Consider the following 20,601-nt stretch of genomic DNA (forward strand, 5'->3'; position numbering starts at 1 on the left):
GCTCGGGCCGGATGCCAGGTCCGCCCCCGCTGACGGAGGAGTGGTCGACACGTGAAGGCAGGCGCGCCGTGGGTCGGCCCGAGGACACACACCGGCCCGCTGTCGGGAGTGCGTGTGGTCGATCTGACGGCGATGGTCATGGGCCCCTACTGCACCCAGATCATGGCCGACATGGGGGCGGACGTGATCAAGATCGAGCCCCCCGGCGGCGACAACACCCGCTACATATCGGTCGGGCCGGAACCGGGTATGGCGGGCGTCTTCGTCAATGTGAACCGCGGGAAGCGCAGCGTGGTGCTGGATCTGCGTTCCGGCGACGGCAAGGACGCGTTGCGCGAACTCATCGGGAACGGCGATGTGTTCATCCATTCGATGCGTGCGAAGGCGATCGCCGGGCTCGGATTCGGTTACGAGGAAGTGGCCGCCGTCAATCCGTCGGTGATCTACACCAACTGTTACGGATACGGCCGCCGCGGCCCCGACGCTGATCTCACCGCCTATGACGACACCATCCAGGCGGAGTGCGGTCTGCCGTTCGCGCAGGAGCAGTTGACCGGGCAGGCCAGCTATGTCGGCACCATCATGGCGGACAAGGTGGCCGGAATGACCGCCCTGTACGCCACCATGATGGCGCTGTTCCACCGCGAGCGGACCGGTGAGGGCCAGGAGGTGGAAGTCGGCATGTTCGAAACCATGGCCGCGTTCATGCTGGTCGAGCACGCCAACGGCGCGATGTTCAGCCCTCCCTTGGGCTCCGCGGCGTACCCCCGCGCGGTGACGCCCAACCGGAAGCCCTACCGGACCAAGGACGGCCACATCTCCGCGCTGGTCTACAACGACAAGCAGTGGTCGGCCTTCGTGAGTGCCGTGAAGCCGACGTGGGCGGGGGAGCACTTCGCCACCCTCGAACAGCGCGCCCGTCAGATCGACACCGTGTACGCCCTGTTGGGGGAGACCTTCCTGGAGCGTACGACGCAGGACTGGCTCGACCTGCTCAGGTCCCTCGACATTCCCGCCGCGCCGGTCCGCACCCTCGACGAACTGTTCGACAATCCGCATCTGAACGAAGCGGGGTTCTTCGAGACGGTGGACAGTCCGAACGGCCCCGTCCGTTTTCCCGGCATGCCGGCCTGGTTCTCACGAACTCCAGGTCGTGTCGCCGGTCCTGCCCCTCGGCTGGGCGCCCACACCGAGGAGATCGTGGCCGACCTGGGCAGGGCAGACACCTGAGCGAGGGAGTCGCAGAAGCAGTGACCAGTACCGGAGAACCCTTCAGCGCACGCTCCTGGCTGTTCGCCCCCGGCGACAGCGAACGGAAGATGGAAAAGGCGGCCGCCGGCCCGGCGGACATCGTGCTCCTCGACCTGGAGGACGCGGTGGCCGAGGAGAGAAAGCCCAAGTCCCGAGCGATGATCTCCTCCTTCCTGGCGGACCGGTCGCCCGAGGAGAGAGGTCGGCTGTGGGTGCGGATCAATCCCCTGGACGGCCCTCACGCGTTGGCGGACCTGGCGACGGTGATCCCCACGGGGCCCGGCGGCATCATGCTTCCCAAGGCGCGCGGCCGTGCGGATGTGGACGTTCTGGACCACTATCTGTCCGCGCTGGAGGTCTCCGCCGGGAGGGAGCAGGGCTCGACGAAGGTGATCGTCCTGGTGACCGAGACGGCCGAGGGCATGTTCACCACCGGCACCTACCGGGACGCGCCGAGGATGGTCGCCATGACCTGGGGGGCGGAGGACCTCGCCGACTCCGTGGGCGCCGGCCAGAACCGCAACCCCGACGGAAGCTACGGATTCACCTACGAGTTGGCCAGAAGCCTGTGCCTCCTGGGAGCGGCCGCCGCCGGTGTGGCCCCCATCGAGACCATCCAGGGCGACTTCCGTGATGTGGAGGGACTGCGCGAGCGGGCCGAGAAGGTGCGCCGTGACGGCTACCGAGGCATGCTGGCGATTCACCCCGCCCAGGTCGATGTGATCAACGCGGCCTTCACCCCCACAGAACAGGAACTGGCCGCGGCCCAGGAGATCGTCGACCTCTTCGCCGCCCGTCCCGGTGTCGGCGCCATCGGCCACCGGGGCGCCATGCTCGACCGGCCCCACCTCGCCCGCGCACAGGCGCTGCTGGCTTCAGGGGGACGGGCGTGAAGGTCGTTTCCGACGTCGGTGACCTGGACCTGAGTGAGTTCCTGCGCGTCGGTGACCACATCGTCATGGGCCAGGCCTGCGGTGAACCGACCACGTTGGTCGAGGCGTTGATCGAACAGAGCCCCGGCATCGGAGGTCTCTCGGCCTTCATAGCGACCAGCTTCTCCGGACGTTTCACCCCAGCGGCGGTGAGCGGGTTCTCCCTGGCCAGCATGGGGGCGATCGGCGCGTTGCGCTCCCTGACCAAGGAACACAGGCTCGGCGTGATCCCCTGCCATGTCAGCCAGATCGCCCCGATGATCGAGGCCGGGACCATCGGCTGCGACGTCGCTTTCGTGCAGGTCAGTCCCGCTGACGCGAACGGAGACCACAGCTTCGGCCTCATCAGCGACCATGTGCGGGCCGCGGTCACCAAGGCGCGCGTCGTCGTGGCGGAAGTGAACGAACAGGTGCCCTTCACCCACGGGGAACTGCTGCCCGCGGCGGAGATCGATGTCGCCGTACATGTCTCCCGCCTGCCGGTGGAGGTGCCACCAGGGAGCATCGGCGCGACGGAGGAGGCCATGGCGCGACACGCCGCCGCCTATGTCGAGGACGGCTCGGTCATCCAGACCGGGGTCGGCGCCGTCCCGGACGCCCTCCTTCGGCTGCTGCACGACCGCAAGGACCTCGGAGTGCACTCCGGCATGCTGGGCGACGGCCTGGTCGAGCTGGTGGAGGCGGGAGTCGTCACCAACGCGCGCAAACGCATCGACCGCGGGGTCTCGGTCAACGGCGCCCTCATCGGCACGAAGCGCCTCTACGAATTCGCCCACCGCAATCCGCGGATCCGCATGTGCGCCACCTCGTACACCCACGATGCCGCCGTGCTCGCCCAGCTGGACCGACTGGTCACCATCAACTCGGCCATGGAGGTCGATCTGACCGGCCAGGTGAACGCCGAACAGAGCGGTCCCGCCTACCTCGGCGGCACCGGCGGGCAGGTGGACTTCGTTCGTGCCGGCGCCCGCTCGCCCGGGGGGCACGCCATCATCGCGCTGCCCGCCACCGCCAAGGGCGGCACCGTCAGCAGGATCACCGCCGACCTGTCGGGACCGGTCACCACCGCCCGTAGCGACGTGGATGTGATCGTCACCGAATTCGGCGCGGCCGAGCTCAGGGGACAGACCCTGGCCGAGCGCACCAGGCGTCTGATCGCCGTCGCCCACCCCGACTTCCAGGAAGAACTGGCGCGGGCGGCCCACACCGTCCAGCGGCGGGGCTTCTGACACGAGGGCCGTGCCGTGAAGAGAGCCCTGCCGTACGGCTACCCGCGCAGCCGCGTGGCCGGCTGTCCGCGCAGCCGATCGGCGGCCAGTTCGCGAAGATCGCTCGACTTGATCTTCGCACTGCCCGTGAGCGTGATCTCCTCGTCGCGGAAGAAGAGCACATGGCGCGGCACTTTGTAGCTCGCCAGGCGTTCCCGCAGGAACGCGAGGATCTCCCCGGGTTCGAGGCCCGCGCCCTCGTGGGGGACGACGCAGGCGGTGACGACCTCGCCGAGTGTCTCGTGCGCGACGCCCACGGTGCGGGCCACCTTGACGCCGGGACAGTCGTAGAGTGCCTCGTCCACCTCGAGCGGTGAGACGTTCGCGCCGCCCGTCTTGATGATGTCGGTGAGCCTGCCCTCCCAGAAGAGCCGGCCGCTCTCGTCGAGGTGTCCGCCGTCGCCGGTGGGGAAGAAGCCTTCGGCGTCGAGCGTCTCGTCGAGCGGTGTGCCGAGGTAACTCAGCATCAGAGTGGGGCTCTTGACGCATATCTCACCGCGCTCGCCACGCTCGACGACGGCGCCCGTGAGGGGATCGATGATTTTGACCGCCACGCCCGGCAGCGGCTCGCCACTGCTGCCCGCGGTCACCTCCGGCGGGGTGTCGGCCGGGAAGCACGTCGTGATCGTGAAGGTCTCCGTGTTGCCGTAGGCGCTTCCCGGTTCGTGCCACTGGCCCGACACCGTGGGGTGCTGGGCGATCGGGGTCCTGAAATCCGCGAACCGTACGCTGCTCAGATCCACCTGGCTCCAGTTGGGCGCGCTTTCGAGCTGGGCCCACTGGTGCGGCCAGGCGAGGGGGAAGTTCACCCGCTCCGCCTGCATGAGGTCGAGCGCCTCGGCGGCGGCGAAGGTCGACTGCAACACCAGGGACCCGCCGCTGGCGAAGGTCGTACCGAGGCCCATGGCGAAGTTCCCCGACCAGAAGAAGCCGTTGGCCGTCCAGCAGCGGATGCCGTCCTCCGGGGCGAACCCGTACATGCGCCGGAAACGCCACAGTTGGATGGCGACACCGCGATGCGCGCTCAGGATTCCCTTCGGCCTGCTCGTCGAGCCCGAGGAGAAGAAGAGCACGGCCGCGTCGCTCGGCCGCACCGTCGCGGCCGTCGCCTCTACCAGCTCGCGCGACTCCTCGTGCCCACGCGCCAGGAAGGCTTCCCAGGTGTCGATGGCGTCGTCCGGCAGGGCCTCCCCGACCATGGCGAGCCGGCGCAGGAACGGGAACTTCGCCGACCGCAGTGTGCCGGACGGCGCCTTGCCGATCTCCGGCTCCAACTCGGTGAGAACGGCGGCCAGATCCTTCTTCAGCACCCGTCGCTCGAACAACAACACGCAAACGCAGGACACTTGGAGCAGGTGCTCCAGCTCGGGCGGTGTCGAGAACGTGCTGAGTGTGACGGCCACCCCGCCCGCCAGCGAGGTGCCGAACACCGCCGCGATCCATTCGGCGCGGTTGGTCATCAGGACGCCCACCCGGCTGTCCTTGCCCACGCCGCACGCCCGCAGGGAGCGCGCCACCTCGAGGGCGCGCTCCCAGAGCTCGGCGTACGTCCAGCGGGTGGTGCCCTCCGCCGTACGCATCACCAGCGCCTCGCGCTCGTCGTACAGCGCCGTCACCTCGCGCAGGAAGCCGGGCAACGTGAGCGGCCCGAGCCCCGGTTCGGCGCTCAACGGCGGCCCCGACACGATCGAAAGGGTCCGTACGGATTCGGCGTTCGTCTCAGTGCCCATCGCTCACCGCCCCATAGCTCCTCGTCGCGTCAGTACGGCAGCTCGACCTCGGCCGTGCAGTCCACCAGCAGGCCGCCGTTCTGGTCGCTGAGCCGCAGCTTCACCCGGACGAGCGGCACGCCCCATGTCGACTCCGTCTCCTTGCCGACGACCTCGGCGTCGAAATAGGTCACGTCACCCTCGAAGGCGGGGCCGCGGAAGTTCGCCTTGGAATGGCGCACCATGCCGTCGTGGCCGGCCCAGTAGGCGAGGTAGTCGGTGCACCAGGCGCCCAGCGTGGCGCCGTAGCCGTAGGCGCGCCCCATGCCGATCTCGCTCGCCCGGTCGCTGTCGATGTGGCCGCGCGAGGGTCCGACATAGAGCCCGTCGCGCTTGCGCGGGTCGATCTTGGCGCCTTCCTCGTCGAAGCCGAAGCCGTCCACCCAGCCGGGATCCTGGTTGATCCAGGGGTCCTTGACGCCGGGCGGCGCCACCCAGTGGAACGTGCCCCAGATGTTGAAGAGGAAGGCGCGGTACTCGGTGGTGAAGCTGGCGATGCTGTGCGGACCGATCACACGCCGTGGCAGCTTGTCGCCTACGCGCACCTCCTCGAAGTGCGGTGACACACCCAGCCGGTTCGACAGGAGCCACTCGTGGCGCAGCTTCTCGATCTCGTTCAGCTCGGTGCCGCTCCAGCGCTTCACCACCAGACTCTGGTCCTGGTACATGCCGCGCTTCTCCGCTTCAAGAGCGAGATAGCGGATCGCGGTGGAGCGCTCGCGCGCCACGAGCGTGCCGTGCTGGTTGGTGTGGGTGGTGTCGCCGCGCGAGAACATCGTGGGTCCGGCGAACTTCGTCTCCACCACCTTGTAGTCGTGGAAGCGGCGCTCCTGGAAGAGCTTGTCCCCGGCCCGTACGGGGCAGCCGTAGAACCACCATTCCTCGCCGCCGAAGATCAGGTGGCTGCCGGGGATGTATCCCACGCAGGCGGGCTGGGCGCCGTGCCCGTAGTCCAGGCCGACCGCGATGGACTGTGGTGCGACGAGGCCGCCGAACTTGGAGGCGCGGGCGAACTCCTCGTCCCAGTGGAGCGGATTGGGGTAGTCCATCGCCATCACCCAGCGGCGGATGTCGGAGGTGCTGCACGGGTCCCACAACTGCCCGCCGCCGACCGGTTTGCCCACGCGGTGGTCGACGTCGGAGAGGTCGAGTTCGGTGATCTCTGCTTCGGTGGACTTCTTGCTCACGCCTGCTCCCGATGCTCCCGGTTGAACGGCTCAACGGCTGAAAGGTCTATCGGTTGACGTCGACGACGACGCGGCCGCGCACCTCGCCCTCCATGAGCCGGCCCGCCGCGGTGATCGCGTCGCTCAGGCCGATCTCCCGGGCGATCGCGTCCAGCGCGGCCACGTCCAGGTCGCGCGAGAGCCGGTCCCAGGCGGTCGTCCGTGCCGCGCGCGGTGCCCGCACGCTGTCGATCCCGAGCAGGGACACCCCGCGCAGGATGAACGGGGCGACCGACGCAGGGAAGTCCATGCCCTGGGCCAGGCCGCAGGCGGCGACCGTGCCGCCGTAGCGCGTCTGGGCACAGGCGTTGGCCAGCGTGTGGCTGCCGACGGAGTCGATGACACCCGCCCAGCGCTCCTTCTGCAGCGGCCGGCCGGGCTCCGAGAATTCGGCGCGGTCCAACACGGTCACGGCGCCGAGCCGTTGGAGGTACTCGGCCTCCGACGCCTTGCCGGTCGCGGCGGCCACCTCGAAGCCGGCCTTCGTCAGGAGCGCGATCGCGACGCCGCCGACGCCGCCCGTCGCCCCCGTCACCAGGATCTCGCCCTGCTCCGGGCGGACCCCGTGCTCCAGCAGGGCGCCCACGCACAGGCTCGCCGTGTAGCCCGCCGTGCCGATGGCCATCGCCTGCCGGGCGGTGAAGGCGGTGGGCAGCGGCACGAGCCAGTCGCCGTCAAGGCGGGCGCGCTGTGCGAGGCCGCCCCAGTGGTTCTCGCCGACGCCCCAGCCGTTGAGTACGACGCGGTCGCCCTTGTGCCAGTCCGTGTGCGCGCTGTCGGTGACGACGCCCGCGAGATCGATCCCGGGCACCATCGGGTAGCTGCGGACCACGGGCGAGGTGCCCGTGATGGCGAGAGCGTCCTTGTAGTTCAGCGTCGAATACTCCACCTCGATGCCGACGTCGCCGTCGGGCAGATCCGCCTCGTCCAGCCGCGTGAGCGAGACCGCCTGACCCGTCTCGCCCTTCTCGATCAGGAGTGCCGAAAACATCGCAGAACTCGTCCTTACCTCGGCCGCCTCAGACGCTGACGCATATCGCAATCTCGCGATTGAGAATGACATTCTCCATATGTGTGGATGATGCTTCCATGGTGACGTGTCGGCGTCAACCGGCTGGGAGGTCCTCGCCTTGTTCGTTCTCAAGGCTAGCAATCATTGCAATGATTGAAATACCGTGGGCGCCATGGACTTCAGGATGGGGGAGAGCGCCACCACGCTGCGGGCACAGCTGCGCGGCATGGTGCGCGAGCACGTCCCGGCCGACTTCCTGGGCGCGTTCACCGAGGACCCGGCCGATCTGGAGGTCGCCCAGCGCTTCTGCCGGCTGCTGGCCGACCGGGGACTGCTGTGCCTTGCCTGGCCCGAGGAGTTCGGCGGCCGGGGCGCCTCGGTGTGGGAGCAGACCGTCGTCCGCGAGGAGATGTGGGCGCACCACGAACCCCGGGGAGCGCAGTACATGGGCGTCAACTGGGTGGGGCCCGCGATCATGCGGCACGGCACCCCCGAACAGCAGCGCCGGCACCTGCCCCCGATCGCCCGCGGTGAGGTGATCTGGTGCCAGGGCTTCAGCGAGCCGGACGCCGGATCCGACCTGGCGTCCCTGCGCACGGCGGCCCGCCCGGACGGAGACGGCTGGCAGGTCTCCGGCCAGAAGATCTGGACCTCCTACGCCACCATGGCCCAGTGGTGCTTCCTGCTCGCCCGCACCTCGCGGGGGGCCAAGAAGCAGCACGGGCTGACCATCTTCCTCGTGCCGATGGAACGGGCGGGCATCGAGGTCCGGCCCATCCGCTCCATGATCGGCCCGCACCACCTCAACGAGGTCTTCCTCGACGAGGTCCGCGTCGGCCCGGCCGACGTCCTGGGCACGGTGGACGACGGCTGGAAGGTCGTACGGGAGGTACTCGCGTTCGAGCGGGTGGGCATCGCCCGGTACGCGCGCTGCGAGCGCCTCCTGCAGTCCGCACCGTCCGCCCTCGGAGAGCAATGGGCCACCCTGCCCGGGGAGTTGCGGGGCCGATGGGCGGGGATGCTGGTGCACTGCCGGCGGGCCCGGCTGCTGGCCTACCGCGTGCTGTCGCTCCAACTCGAAGGAAGGGTCAGTCCGGCCGACACCGCCGCCTACCGGATCGCGGTCACCCAACTCGACCAGGACAGCGCCGAGGTGCTCATGGAGATCGCCGGGCACGGTCGGCTCACCGATGCGGACGGTCGCCGATTCCGGCGCGCGGTCCAGGACCACTGGCGGTACGCGCAGGCGTCCACCGTCGCGTCGGGAAGCATCGAGATGCAGCGCATCCTGCTGGCCCGGGCCCTGCTGGCGGCCGCGTGAACATCGACCTGAGCAGGGAGGCGACGGAATACGGCCGTCAAGTGCTGCGGGCCCTGGAGGCGGCCGGCGGCGACCGGCTCGTACAGCAGGCCGAGGAGGAGCCGGACCGTCGCGAGAAACTCGTGGCGCCGGTCCTGGCCGAGCTCGGTGCCTGGGAACTGGACGTAAGGGGCAGCGCCGACGAGTTGGAGGCGGCGGCCGCGGTCTGCCGGGCCGCCGGCCATTGGGCCCTGGCCTACCCGGTGGCCGAGCGCCTCTCCCGGCCCGCCGACCTCGACGCCGACGCGCTCCTCGTCGTCGGCGACGACGCCCCGGCCGGTGCGGTGGCCGACCTCGACCTGCGCTGGGTGGCCGTGACACTGGACGGCGAGCGCAGCCACGCCCTCGCCCTGCCGCGGAGCTCACCGCCCCGCCACTCGGCCTTCGTCGCCGACCTCGACCTGACGCGTATCGACGGCGACGGGGCGGCGGACGCCGTGCTCGGACTGGTCCTGCCGTGCTGGACCCTGCTCGGGATGCTCGACCGGGCGATCGACCTCACCCGCGCACACGTGGTCGTCCGCACCCAGTTCGGCCAGCCCCTCTCGGCCTTCCAGGCGGTCCAGTTCCAGCTCACCGACGCCGAAGTCGAGCGCGGCGGCGTCGAGATGCTGGCCAAGTACGCGCTGTGGAGCCTGCGGGACAGCCCCGCGGACGCGCTCGCCGACGCGCTCGCACTCCGGCTGGCGGCGCTGGAGGCGGCCCAGACCGTGTTCCGCGTCGCACACCAGTTGCAGGGCGCCACCGGGTTCTGCGACGAGGCGTTCCTGTCCTGGCTGTCGCGCTACAGCCAGCCGGTACGCCGACTGCCGCTCGGCCTGTCCGCCACCCGCGACCGGCTGGCCCGGCTGGTGGACCGGCGGGGGCTGACCGGGCTGTTCAACGACGCCCACGACCCACACGGACGGCCGACATGGTGACACACGACCAGCGGCTGCTCGCGGCACTCGCGAAGGGGCGGTGACCATGACACACCGGTCGACCTGGCCGGACGACCTCGGTGAGTTCCGTGTCGCGGTGCGGGAGTGGTGTCGGGAGCACGTGCCCGCGCAGTGGCGGCGGAACCAGACCGGCGTGCCGGAGGAGGAGTTCGTCGAGTTCCAGAAGGAGTGGTTCCAGCGGCTGCGGGGGGCCGGCCTGGCCGTCCCGCACTGGCCGCGGGAGTGGGGCGGCGGGATGCCGGTCGCCCACCAGATCGTGCTCCACCAGGAGTTGGCCGCACGGGACGCACCCAGACTGGTCCTCGCCTTCGTCGCGATCCACCACGCCGCCTCCACGCTGCTCGTCGCGGGCACCGACGCGCAGCGCCGACGCCACCTCCCGGCGATCCTGGACGGTGAGATCTGGGTCCAGGGCTTCTCCGAGCCCGAGGCCGGGTCCGATCTCGCCGCCCTGCGCACGACCGCCCGCAAGCAGGGCGAGGGCTACCTCGTCAACGGCCAGAAGCTGTGGGCGAGCGGCGCGCAGCACGCCGACTGGTGCCTGCTGCTCGCGCGAACCGACCCGCACGCCCCGAAGCGGCACGGCATCTCGTACTTCCTGCTGGACATGCGCAGCCCGGGCATCGACGTACGACCGATCCGGCAGGCCACCGGCGGCGCCCACTTCTGCGAGATCTTCCTCGACGACGTCGTCGTTCCCGCGGCCGACCTGGTCGGGCCCGTGAACGAAGGGTGGCGTGTCGCCCAGCGGACGCTGGGCGCCGAGCGCGGCATGACGATGCTGGAACTGGCCGAGCGCTTGGGCAACGCCGGGTTCCGGTGGCTGGTGGAGGCGTGCGGAAGGACCGGTCCGCACGGGCGGCGGCCGCTCGACGACCCATGGGTGGCCGACCGGCTGGCGGCCCTGGAGACCGAGATCACCGGTCTGCGGGCGCTGTGCCGGGACCTGGTGGAGCGGCACGCCCTCGGCACCGTGGGCCCGGCCGACGCCTCGATCGTCAAGCTCTACTACAGCGAACTGCTCCAGCGCACCATGAACTTCGGCGTCGAGATCGCGGGACCGGCCGGGCACACGGTGCTGGCGAAGCCGGCCTCCAGCGGCTGGGAGTCCGGCGCCTGGCTGCTCGACTTCATCGGCTCGTGGGAGTGGACCATCCCGGGCGGGACGAGCGAGATCCAGCGCACCATCATCGGCGAGCGCGGTCTCGGACTGCCCCGAGAGCCGGTGGGGAACTGATGGCCGCCGCGCCGGAGACCGAGGTGCGCGCCGAACTGCGCGCGGTCGCCCGCGAGTTGCTCGCGAAGGGGCAGGCGTCCGAAGGGGTGCCCCGGCGGCGCCTGGCCGCGGCCGGGTGGCTCGGCCTGGAGGTCCCCGAGGAACTGGACGGCGCGGGGGTGACCTTCGCGGAGACGGCGGTGGTGCTGGAGGAACTCGGCCGGGCGGCCACCCGCACCGGGTACTTCGGAGCGGCCGTGCTGGCCGCCGGGACACTGACCGCGCTCGAACCCACCGCCGAACGGGACGCGTTGCTGCGCCGGACGGCGAACGGGACGCGGGCCCTGACCGCCGCCCTGGTGGACGCCACCGACGACAGCCTGGTCGCCGGCACCCTCGACGACAGGGATGGTGCCGTGCCCTTCCGGATCGAGGACTCCACGGCGGGACCACGGCTGAGCGGTCACGCGGGCTTCGTGCCCGACGCCGCCGAGGCCGACCGACTGCTGCTCCTGGCGCTCGACCCGGTCGGCGCACCGGTGGTCGTTGTCCTCGCCCCGGGGACAGAGGGGCTGACGGTGACCGGGCAGCCGGTCCTGGACGCCACCCGACGGTTCGCTCTGGTGCGCGCCGAGGCGGTGGCCCCGGACGAGGGACGCGTGCTGCGCTTCGCAAGCGAACCGCGGCGCACCGTGGGCCGGTTGCTCGACCGGGCCGCCGTCGCGACGGCCTGCGACAGCCTCGGTCTCGCCGAGGCCATGCTGGAGGCGACGGTCGCACACACCCGCGGCCGTGAGCAGTTCGGGCGTCCGGTCGGATCCTTCCAGGCGGTGAAGCACGCCTGCGCGGACATGCTGGTACGGCTCTCGGTCTCCCGGCACCTGGTGTCCGAGGCCGTGCGCCTGATCGCCGAGGACCACGTCGAGGCGGGAGCCGCGGCCTCGATGGCGAAGTCGTACGTCTGCGCCGCCGCGGTCGACGTCGTCGGCAAGGCGATGCAACTGCACGGCGGCATGGGTTACACGTGGGAGAGCGGAATCCACGTCCACCTCAAGCGCGCCACGCTCAACCGTTCGCTGTTCGGCTCACCGGCCGCCCACCGCCGACGGCTGGCCGGGCGGTACCGATGACTTTCCATTGCCTGCGTCCCTAACAAACGCTAGATTGAAATGAGAGTGAGATTCTCTGTATGGAGAAGCTCATTCACCTCAACGACGAGGTCTTCGGGAGTCCGCCACCATGTTGCTGCCAGGGGCGCGCTACACCAGCGCCACATCGACAACCCTCGCCGAGGGCTGGAGTCTGGAACGACTCACCCCACCCAGCCGCCTGTTCGGCGCCAATGGTCTGCGCACCGGTCCGGACGGCCGCGTCTACGTGGCGCAGGTGACCGGCAGTCAGATCAGCGCGATCGACGTCAGGACGGGCCGCCTGGAGACCATCAGCGCCAAGGGCGGCGACATCATCGCACCGGACGACGTGGCCTTCGGCCCGCAGGGCGACCTCTACGCCACCGAGGTCATGGACGGCCGGGTGAGCGTGCGCGGCGCCGACGGCCGTACGCGCGTCCTGCGCGACGACCTCCCCAGCGCGAACGGCATCACGGTGCACCAGGGCCGCCTGTTCATCGGCGAATGCCGCATCGGCGGGCGCCTGTTGGAGCTCGATCCGAACGGTGGCGCACCCCGCGTGATGCTCGAGAACGTGGCGATGCCCAACGCCATGGAGGTCGGCCCCGACGGTCTCCTCTACTACCCGGTGATGGGCACCAACGACATCTGGCGGATCCATCCGGACGGCGGCGAGCCCGAACGGGTCGTGGGGGACCTGGGCGTCCCCGACTCCGTGAAGTTCGACTCCGAGGGCTACATCGTCTCCACCCAGGTGGCGACCGGCGAGGTGCTGCGCATCGATCCCCGCAGCGGCGCGCGCACGGTGCTGGCCGCCCTGAACCCCGGTCTCGACAACTGCACCTTCGTGGGCGACCGGCTGTTCGTCTCGAACTTCACCGGCGAGATCACGGAGATCCTGGGCGGCGGAGAGACCCGGACCACGCTGCCCGGTGGCCTCAACTGGCCGCTGGACCTGACCGTGGGAGACGACGGCACCCTCTACGTCGCCGACGGGACCTTCTTCTACGCCCTGCGCCCCGGCGGTGAGCTGCAGACACTCGGGATGCTCTTCACCCCCGGCTATCCGGGCTTCGTCCGCGGGGTGACCGCCGTCGGCGGGGGCGAGTTCGTCGTCACCACCTCGGGCGGCCAGGTCGCGCGCTACTCGCCCGGGAACAGGGAGAGCGAGGTACTGGCGCAGGACCTCGACCAGCTCTACGGCGTGGTGGTCGCTCCGAACGGGGCCGTGGTGACCGCCGAGTTCGGCACCGGCCGTGTGCTGTCCATCCGGTCCGGCCAGGTCGAGGAACTCGCCTCCGGCCTGAACCAGCCGCTCGGTGTGGCATTCGGACCCGACGGCACGTGCCTGGTCTCCGAATCGGGCGCCGGACGGATCGTCGCGGTCACCGGTGCGGGTGTGGACACGGTGGTGGACGGCCTGGAGAAACCCCAGGGGATCCTGGTGCGCGCCGGACGGCTCTACATCGTCGACACCGGCGCCAAGGCGGTGATCGGCGTCGATCTCGAGAGCAAGGCCCGGCACACCCTCGCCCGTGACCTGCCGGTGGGCGCCCCGCCCGGCGTGACCCCCAAACCGCTGCGGGGACTGCCGCCCTTCTCCGGGCCCCAGGGCCCCTTCGCAGGCATCGCCGCCGGGCCGGACGGCACGCTCTACGTCTCCGCCGACGCCGACGGCAGCGTGCTGGCCCTGCGCGAGACAGGAGGAACCGCACTATGACGCAGGACTTCCTGGGCCTCGACGGACGCGTCGTCATCGTCAGCGGCGCGGCGGGCGGAGGCATCGGCACCTCGGTGACACGCATGGTCGCCCGCGCCGGGGCGACCGTCGTCGCGGTGAGCCGCTCTCCGGAGAACCTTGAGAAGCATGTCGCGCCGCTGGCGGCGGAGGGCCTCGCGGTCGTGCCGGTCGCGGCCGACGCCTCCACCGACGACGGCATCGCGCTCGTGATGAAGGCGGTCGGCCGGACCGCCGGCGACCTGCACGGCCTCGTGAACGTCGCCGGCGGCGCCGCGCCCTCGACCTGGATGCCCTCGACCCGGGTGACCCGGGCGGACTGGCGCGCGCTGTTCACCCAGAATCTCGAAACGATGTTCTTCATGAGCCAGGCGGTCGCCGCCGAGCTCACGGCACAGGGCCGGCCGGGGTCGATCGTCTCGATCTCCTCCATCAGCGGCATGAACTCGGCGCCCCTGCACATCGGTTACGGCACGGCCAAGGCGGCGCTGGTGGCGGCGACCCGCACGATGGCCGTCGAACTGGCCGGGGACGGCATCCGGGTGAACGCCATCGCGCCCGGCGTGACCGAGACCCCGGCCTCGGGGACGTACGTCGACGAGGACGCCGAGCGGGACCGCCGCGCCATCGCGATGGGACGACGCGGCCGCCCCGAGGAACAGGCGGGGGCCATTCTCTTCCTGCTGTCCGACCTGTCGACGTACATCACCGGCCAGACCCTGCTGGTCGACGGCGGCCTCAATCTCAAATGGACCCACCTGGCCGCCGACAACACCTCTCTCTTCCTCAAGGACGAGTCGTTCCGAGCCGCAATGACGCGCTGACGCGGGCTGGAGAATGTCATGAGCGAAACCGCCGAGAACGAAGCCCTGTCGCAGCCGCTGACGATCGGTGTGGAGGCGTACATCTCCCAGGAGTACGCCCGGGCCGAGCGGGACAAGCTGTGGACCAAGGTGTGGCAACAGGTCGGGCGTGTCGAGGAACTCCCCGATGTCGGTGACTACCTCACCTACGAGATCCTCGACGACTCGATCATCGTCGTACGCACGGCGCCGGACACGCTCCGCGCCTACCACAACGTCTGCTCGCACCGGGGGCGCCGCCTCCTCGACACCCCGCCGGGCAAGAGGGACGCCCGCGGCCGCGGCAGGCAGTTCGTCTGCGGGTTCCACGGGTGGCGGTACAACCTGGATGGCCAGTGCACCCATGTGCCCGAACGGGAGGACTGGCCGTGCGGGCTGTCCGCGGGGAACACCGGCCTGACCGGGGTCGAGGTCGACACCTGGGGCGGCTGGATCTGGATCAACATGGACCCGGAGTGCGAACCGCTGCGCGACTACCTGGAGCCCGCGGCCACCCTGCTCGACCCCTTCCAGCTGGAGAACATGCGCTACCGGTGGCGTCGCTGGCTCGTCTTCGACTGCAACTGGAAGACCGCCCTCGAGGCGTTCATGGAGACCTATCATGTGCCGTACACCCACCCGGAGTTCATGAAGTTCGGCAGTTTCCTCGGCTGGTCCAGGGCCCAGGGCAAGCACAGCAACATCGGCTACGACGCGCCCAAGGGCCTGGACGAGAACCAGGCGAAGCTGCGGATCGGCGGCGGCACCGACCCCCGCGAGTCCACGGCCGAGCTGCAGAACTTCACCTGGGCGAACGCGAACACCAACACCACCCAGACCCTGGTCGACGCGGCGAACCGGCTGGTCGAGGAAGTGCCGGAGGACGCGACGGCCGCCGATGTGCTCAGGCACTGGCTGGACACGGCCCGGCACACGGACGCCGAGCGTGGTGTGAGCTGGCCGACCGTGGAACCCGCGCATGTCGCGAAGAGCGGCACCGCCTGGCAGATCTTCCCGAACTTCCAGATCGGGCACGCGCTGAACAACATGCTGTGCTACAGCGCCCGGCCCCATGGTTACGACCCCGACAAGTGCGTCTTCGAGGTCGCCGTGTACGAGCTGTACCCGCCCGGCGAGGAGCCGGTGACCGAGTGGGTGTACACGCCGGAGGACGACCCGGACTGGCGCACGGTCCTGCCACAGGACTTCACCAACATGGCCGCCGTCCAGAAGGGCATGAAGGCCCGCGGCTTCTCGGGCCCGAAGCCCAACCCGTACCGCGAGCGCAGCATCGTGAACCTGCACCACAACCTGGCCACCTACATGGGTACCGGCGAGCCCCGCGACCTCGTCTGAATCCCGCTCCCGTATGCCCTGAGGACGAACGACCCGAGTGACCGCCCGAGCCGAGGACTTCGCATGCCGAAATGCGCACCGACACAGACGCCTCAGACAGACCACGCGGCCCTCAGGGCGAAGTACCTCCTGGAGCGCGACAAGCGCCTGCGCGGCGAGGGGCAGAAGCAGTACCTGGAGGCCGAGGGCGAATTCGAGGAGTACTACGAGGCCGATCCGTACACGCCCGTCGTACCCCGGCCCCCGATCTCGCAGGACATCGACGTGGCGGTCCTCGGCGGCGGCCTCTCGGGCCTGATCGCCGCGGCGCGGATCAAGCAGGCCGGCGTCGCCGGCTTCCGGATCATCGAACTCGGCGGTGACTTCGGCGGCGCCTGGTACTGGAACCGCTACCCGGGCATCCAGTGCGACACGGACTGCTACTGCTACCTGCCGATGCTCGAAGAGGTCGGCTACATCCCGAAGCAGAAGTACTCCTTCGGGGACGAGGTCTTCGAGCACTGTCAGCGCATCGGGAAGCACTTCGGGCTCTACGACCACGCGATCTTCAGCACCCTGATCCGCTCCATGGAGTGGGACGAGTCGATCGGGCGCTGGCGGATCGGCACCAACCGGGGCGACGACATCCGCGCCCGTTTCGTCGTCATGTGCCAGGGCCCTTTCAACCGGCCGAAGCTCCCCGGAATCCCCGGCATCACGGACTTCCGGGGGCACACCTTCCACACGGCGCGCTGGGACTACGCGTACACCGGCGGCGACATGAGCGGCGGGCTCGACAAGCTCGCCGACAAGCGGGTCGCCGTCATCGGCACGGGAGCCAGCGGCATCCAGGTGGTCCCGCACCTCGCCCGCTCCGCCCGGCACCTCCACGTGTTCCAGCGCACGCCCTCGTACATCGACGAGCGCGGCAACGTACCGACCGACCCGGAATGGGTGAAGACGCTGGAGCCGGGCTGGCAGAAGGAGCGGCAACGCAACTTCCACACCGCGGCGTTCGAGGCCTTCGCGCCGGGCCAGCCGGACCTCGTCTGCGACGGCTGGACCGAGGTCAGCCGCAATCTGGCCGCGCATCTGGACGCCACCGACGGCTGGGCCGCGCTGGTGGATCCGGAGAAGTTCATGGAGCTCAGGGAGATCCAGGACTACCGGGCGATGCAGCGCCTGCGCGACCGCGTCGACGCCGTCGTCGAGGACGAGAGGACGGCCCAGGCGCTGAAGCCCTACTACCGCTTCCTGTGCAAGCGGCCGTGCTTCAACGACGAGTACCTGCCCACCTTCAACCGCCCGAACGTCACCCTCGTCGACGTGTCGGACACCAAGGGCGTCGAACGCATCACCGAGAAGGGCATCGTCGCCCACGGCGTCGAACACGAGGTGGACTGCATCATCTTCGCCAGCGGCTTCGAGATCACCACCGACCTCGACCGCCGCCTCGGCATCCGGCCGTTCGCCGGGCGCGCCGGGCTGTCGCTCTACGACCACTGGGCCAAGGGCTACCGCACCCTGCACGGCGTCATGAGCCACGGCTTCCCCAACCAGTTCTTCACCGGCTTCCTCCAGGGCGGCGTGACCGCGAGCACGACGGCGATGTTCGAACAGCAGGCCGAGCACATCGCCTACATCATCAAAGAGACCCTGGCGCGCGGCGCCTCGACCGTGGAGCCCACCGAGGAAGCGCAGGACCAGTGGTGCGCGACCGTCCGGGAGACCGCGGTCGACAACACCGACTTCCAACGGGAATGCACGCCCGGCTACTACAACAACGAGGGCGAGCAGCAGATCCGCTCACACCTGGGCGAACCCTACTGGCCCGGCTTCTACGCCCTGGAGGACCTGCTCCAGGCATGGCGCGACACGGGCGAGATGCGCGGCCTCGTCCTGAACGACTGACGAGCCCCGTCCCGCACCGCGCGCCCCGCGAGAGGAACACCTCATGCCCGAACTCAGATTCGACGACCGCGTAGCCGTGATCACCGGCGCCGGCCGGGGGCTGGGGCGCGCCTACGCCCTGCTGCTCGGCTCGAAGGGAGCGAAGGTCGTCGTCAACGACCCCGGCGGGAGTCCGACCGGGGCCGGCGGCGACACCGGTCCCGCGGACGAGGTGGTCCGGGAGATCACGGCGGCGGGCGGTGAGGCCGTCGCGTGCGCCGAGTCCGTGGCGACGGCCGAGGGCGGCCGGGCGATCGTCGAGTCGGCGCTCGACCACTACGGCCGGATCGACGTCCTCGTCCACAACGCGGGCATCGTCCGTTCGGCGCCGCTGACCGAGATGACGTACGAGGACTTCGACGCCGTACTCGACGTCCATCTGCGGGGCGCCTTCCACGTCGTACGGCCCGCGTTCCCGCTGATGCGCGAGGCGGGTTACGGCCGCGTCGTGCTGACCTCGTCGATCGGCGGGCTGTACGGCAACCACCGCGTCGCCAACTACGGCATGGCCAAGGCCGGGATGATCGGGCTGTCCAACGTGGTCGCCCTGGAGGGCGCCGCCGCGGGCGTGAAGTGCAACGTCATCGTCCCCGGCGCCGTGACGAGGATGGCCGAGGGCATCGACACCTCGGCCTATCCGCCGATGGGACCGGAGCTGACGGCTCCGGTCGTGGGCTGGCTGGCCCACGAGTCCTGCTCGGTCACCGGGGAGATGCTGGTGTCGATCGCCGGCCGGGTGGCGCGGGCCTTCGTGGGCGAGACCCCGGGCGTGTACCGGCCCGCATGGTCGATCGAGCAGGTCGGCGAGGAGCTCGCCGCCATCCGCGACACGAAAGACCCCTGGATCCTGCCGGTCGTCCCCTCGGCCCATGTCGACCACATCCGCAACAGCTTCGCGATGGCCAGGCACAGTGAAGGGGTAACACGGTGACGAAAGTCTTTGCACGCATTCTCGAACTCTTCGAGGCCGAGGGCATCAACACCATCTTCGGCATACCCGACCCGAACTTCGTCCACATGTTCCACCTCGCGGAGGAACGCGGGTGGAACGTGGTCGCCCCGCACCATGAGGAGTCCGCCGGTTTCATGGCGGAGGCGGTCTCGCGCATGACCGGAAGGGCCGCGGTGTGCATCGGCACGCTGGGCCCGGGGGTCGCCAACCTGGCCGGAGCCATGATGTGCGCCAAGGTCGAGAACTCACCGGTCGTCTTCCTGGGCGGCCAGCGCGCCCGGATCACGGAACAACGGGTGCGCCGCGGACGCATCCAGTTCGTCAAGCAGGCCGCCCTGTTCGAACCCTCGGTCAAGTACTCCGCCAGCATCGAGTACGCCGACCAGACCGACGAGGTGATCCGTGAGGGCCTGCGCAAGGCACTGTCGGGGACACCGGGCCCGGTCTACATCGAATACCCCTCCCATGTGATCCAGGAAGACCTCGACGTACCCCCGGCGTTGCCGCCCGAGGCCTATCGCCTGGTCGGTCAGACGGCCGGTCCGGACAAGGTCGCCGAGGCCGTCGCGTTCATCCGCGCGGCCGAGCAGCCGATTCTCCTCGTGGGGCACGGAGTCCACACCTCCCGTGCCGGGGAATCGGTCAGGGCGCTCGCCGAGGCGATGGCCTGCCCCGTCATCCAGACTTCGGGCGGCACTTCGTACATCGCGGGACTTGAGGACCGTACGTTCCCCTACGGCTTCTCGGCGGCGGCGATCGACGCGGTGGTGAAGTCCGACCTGTGTCTGGCCATCGGCACCGAACTCGGTGAGCCGGTCCACTACGGACGCGGGCGGCACTGGGTCGCGAACGAGGCGAACCGCAGGTGGATCCTCGTAGAGCAGGATCCCCAGGCCGTCGGCGTGAACCGCTCGGTCGACGTCCCACTGGTGGGCGACCTGCGCGCGGTCGTCCCGCAACTCGTCGACGCGCTCGAGGACACACCGCGCACTGCGACTCCGGAACTCGCGGGCTGGATCAAACAGGACGCGGCCCAACTCGCGGAGCTCGCGGAGACGGCCCCGTCCGGCATGTCACCCGTGCATCCCGCACGACTGATCGTCGAGGCGACCAAGGTCTTCCCGAAGGACGGCATCATGGTCCGCGACGGCGGCGCCACGACCATCTTCGGCTGGACGTATTCGCAGGCCAAGCCCCATGACGTGATGTGGAACCAGAACTTCGGCCACCTGGGCACGGGACTTCCCTACGCGATCGGCGCCTCGGTGGCGGAGGGCGGCAAGCGGCCCCTGATGCTGATCACCGGGGACTCGTCGTTCCAGTTCCACATCGCCGAGCTGGAAACGGCCGCACGTCTGAACCTGCCGCTCGTCTGCGTCGTCGGCGTCGACTACGCCTGGGGCCTCGAAGTGGGCGTCTACAAACGCACCTTCGGCCAGGGGTCGCTGGAGACGGGCGTGCACTGGAGCAGGAACACGCGCCTGGACAAGGTCGCCGAGGGCTTCGGCTGCCACGGCGAGTACGTCGAACGCGACGAGGACATCGCCCCCGCCATCAAGCGCGCCTACGCCAGTGGCAGGCCGGGAGTCGTGCACGTCGCGGTCGACCCCAAGGCGAATTCGGAAGAGATGCCGAGCTACGACGAGTTCCGGACCTGGTACGCGGAAGGGACGCAGTGA

At 69.8% G+C, this 20,601-nt stretch carries 16 protein-coding genes; 13 read left to right on the forward strand and 3 right to left on the reverse strand.

Features of this window, described 5'->3' with window-relative positions; all coding sequences use genetic code 11:
- Nucleotides 1-108: 108 nt before the first annotated feature.
- From ACFVWD_RS22105 to ACFVWD_RS22115, 3 genes are read left to right on the forward strand one after another with little or no spacing between them, the layout of a single operon-like run.
- On the forward strand, nt 109-1,230 hold the full coding sequence (locus ACFVWD_RS22105) for a CaiB/BaiF CoA transferase family protein (protein ID WP_389598380.1): 1,122 nt from the start codon (nt 109-111) through the stop codon (nt 1,228-1,230).
- Nucleotides 1,231-1,250: 20 nt separating this feature from the next.
- On the forward strand, nt 1,251-2,144 hold the full coding sequence (locus tag ACFVWD_RS22110; protein ID WP_389598256.1) for an HpcH/HpaI aldolase/citrate lyase family protein: 894 nt from the start codon (nt 1,251-1,253) through the stop codon (nt 2,142-2,144).
- Nucleotides 2,141-3,412, forward strand: coding sequence for an acetyl-CoA hydrolase/transferase family protein (locus tag ACFVWD_RS22115; RefSeq protein ID WP_389598258.1), 1,272 nt, complete (start codon nt 2,141-2,143; stop codon nt 3,410-3,412). The genes ACFVWD_RS22110 and ACFVWD_RS22115 overlap by 4 nt, the downstream gene beginning before the upstream one ends.
- Nucleotides 3,413-3,450: 38 nt before the next feature.
- Here the strand turns inward: ACFVWD_RS22115 and ACFVWD_RS22120 are convergent, their stop codons facing one another.
- Genes ACFVWD_RS22120 through ACFVWD_RS22130 form a run of 3 tightly spaced genes read right to left on the reverse strand, consistent with a single transcriptional unit; the run spans nt 3,451 to nt 7,437 of the window.
- Nucleotides 3,451-5,181, reverse strand: coding sequence for a class I adenylate-forming enzyme family protein (locus ACFVWD_RS22120; RefSeq protein WP_389598260.1), 1,731 nt, complete (start codon nt 5,179-5,181; stop codon nt 3,451-3,453).
- A gap of 29 nt (nt 5,182-5,210) precedes the next feature.
- Nucleotides 5,211-6,407: a MaoC family dehydratase N-terminal domain-containing protein gene (locus ACFVWD_RS22125; protein WP_389598262.1), complete on the reverse strand. Its 1,197-nt coding sequence runs from the start codon at nt 6,405-6,407 to the stop codon at nt 5,211-5,213.
- Between the two features lie 46 nt (nt 6,408-6,453).
- Nucleotides 6,454-7,437: an MDR family oxidoreductase gene (locus ACFVWD_RS22130; RefSeq protein WP_389598263.1), complete on the reverse strand. Its 984-nt coding sequence runs from the start codon at nt 7,435-7,437 to the stop codon at nt 6,454-6,456.
- Between the two features lie 193 nt (nt 7,438-7,630).
- On the opposite strand from ACFVWD_RS22130, the gene ACFVWD_RS22135 reads away from it, so the two are divergent.
- From ACFVWD_RS22135 to ACFVWD_RS22180, 10 genes are all read left to right on the forward strand, one after another.
- Entirely contained in the window at nt 7,631-8,779 is a 1,149-nt protein-coding gene (locus tag ACFVWD_RS22135) for an acyl-CoA dehydrogenase family protein (protein WP_389598265.1), read from the forward strand.
- Complete coding sequence (locus ACFVWD_RS22140; protein ID WP_389598266.1) at nt 8,776-9,738, forward strand: acyl-CoA dehydrogenase family protein; 963 nt, start codon at nt 8,776-8,778, stop codon at nt 9,736-9,738. Before ACFVWD_RS22135 ends, ACFVWD_RS22140 begins: the two co-directional genes overlap by 4 nt.
- A gap of 46 nt (nt 9,739-9,784) precedes the next feature.
- Nucleotides 9,785-10,996: an acyl-CoA dehydrogenase family protein gene (locus ACFVWD_RS22145; protein WP_389598269.1), complete on the forward strand. Its 1,212-nt coding sequence runs from the start codon at nt 9,785-9,787 to the stop codon at nt 10,994-10,996.
- Nucleotides 10,996-12,105: an acyl-CoA dehydrogenase family protein gene (locus tag ACFVWD_RS22150; RefSeq protein ID WP_389598271.1), complete on the forward strand. Its 1,110-nt coding sequence runs from the start codon at nt 10,996-10,998 to the stop codon at nt 12,103-12,105. The genes ACFVWD_RS22145 and ACFVWD_RS22150 overlap by 1 nt, the downstream gene beginning before the upstream one ends.
- 109 nt (nt 12,106-12,214) lie before the next feature.
- On the forward strand, nt 12,215-13,825 hold the full coding sequence (locus ACFVWD_RS22155; RefSeq protein ID WP_389598273.1) for an SMP-30/gluconolactonase/LRE family protein: 1,611 nt from the start codon (nt 12,215-12,217) through the stop codon (nt 13,823-13,825).
- A complete protein-coding gene (locus ACFVWD_RS22160) occupies nt 13,822-14,667 on the forward strand; it encodes an SDR family NAD(P)-dependent oxidoreductase (RefSeq protein ID WP_389598275.1) in 846 nt (281 codons plus the stop codon). Before ACFVWD_RS22155 ends, ACFVWD_RS22160 begins: the two co-directional genes overlap by 4 nt.
- A gap of 18 nt (nt 14,668-14,685) precedes the next feature.
- Complete coding sequence (locus tag ACFVWD_RS22165) at nt 14,686-16,041, forward strand: SRPBCC family protein (protein ID WP_389598277.1); 1,356 nt, start codon at nt 14,686-14,688, stop codon at nt 16,039-16,041.
- A gap of 63 nt (nt 16,042-16,104) precedes the next feature.
- Nucleotides 16,105-17,931 carry a flavin-containing monooxygenase gene (locus ACFVWD_RS22170; RefSeq protein ID WP_389598279.1) on the forward strand — a complete coding sequence of 609 codons (1,827 nt, stop codon included), beginning with the start codon at nt 16,105-16,107 and terminating at the stop codon, nt 17,929-17,931.
- Between the two features lie 43 nt (nt 17,932-17,974).
- Nucleotides 17,975-18,901, forward strand: coding sequence for an SDR family NAD(P)-dependent oxidoreductase (locus ACFVWD_RS22175; RefSeq protein WP_389598281.1), 927 nt, complete (start codon nt 17,975-17,977; stop codon nt 18,899-18,901).
- The gene (locus ACFVWD_RS22180; RefSeq protein WP_389598283.1) at nt 18,898-20,601 is read left to right on the forward strand and encodes a thiamine pyrophosphate-binding protein; all 1,704 of its coding nucleotides are present in this window, start codon (nt 18,898-18,900) and stop codon (nt 20,599-20,601) included. The genes ACFVWD_RS22175 and ACFVWD_RS22180 overlap by 4 nt, the downstream gene beginning before the upstream one ends.

The organism is Streptomyces sp. NPDC058086, from assembly GCF_042885015.1.
Classification (GTDB): Bacteria; Actinomycetota; Actinomycetes; order Streptomycetales; family Streptomycetaceae; genus Streptomyces.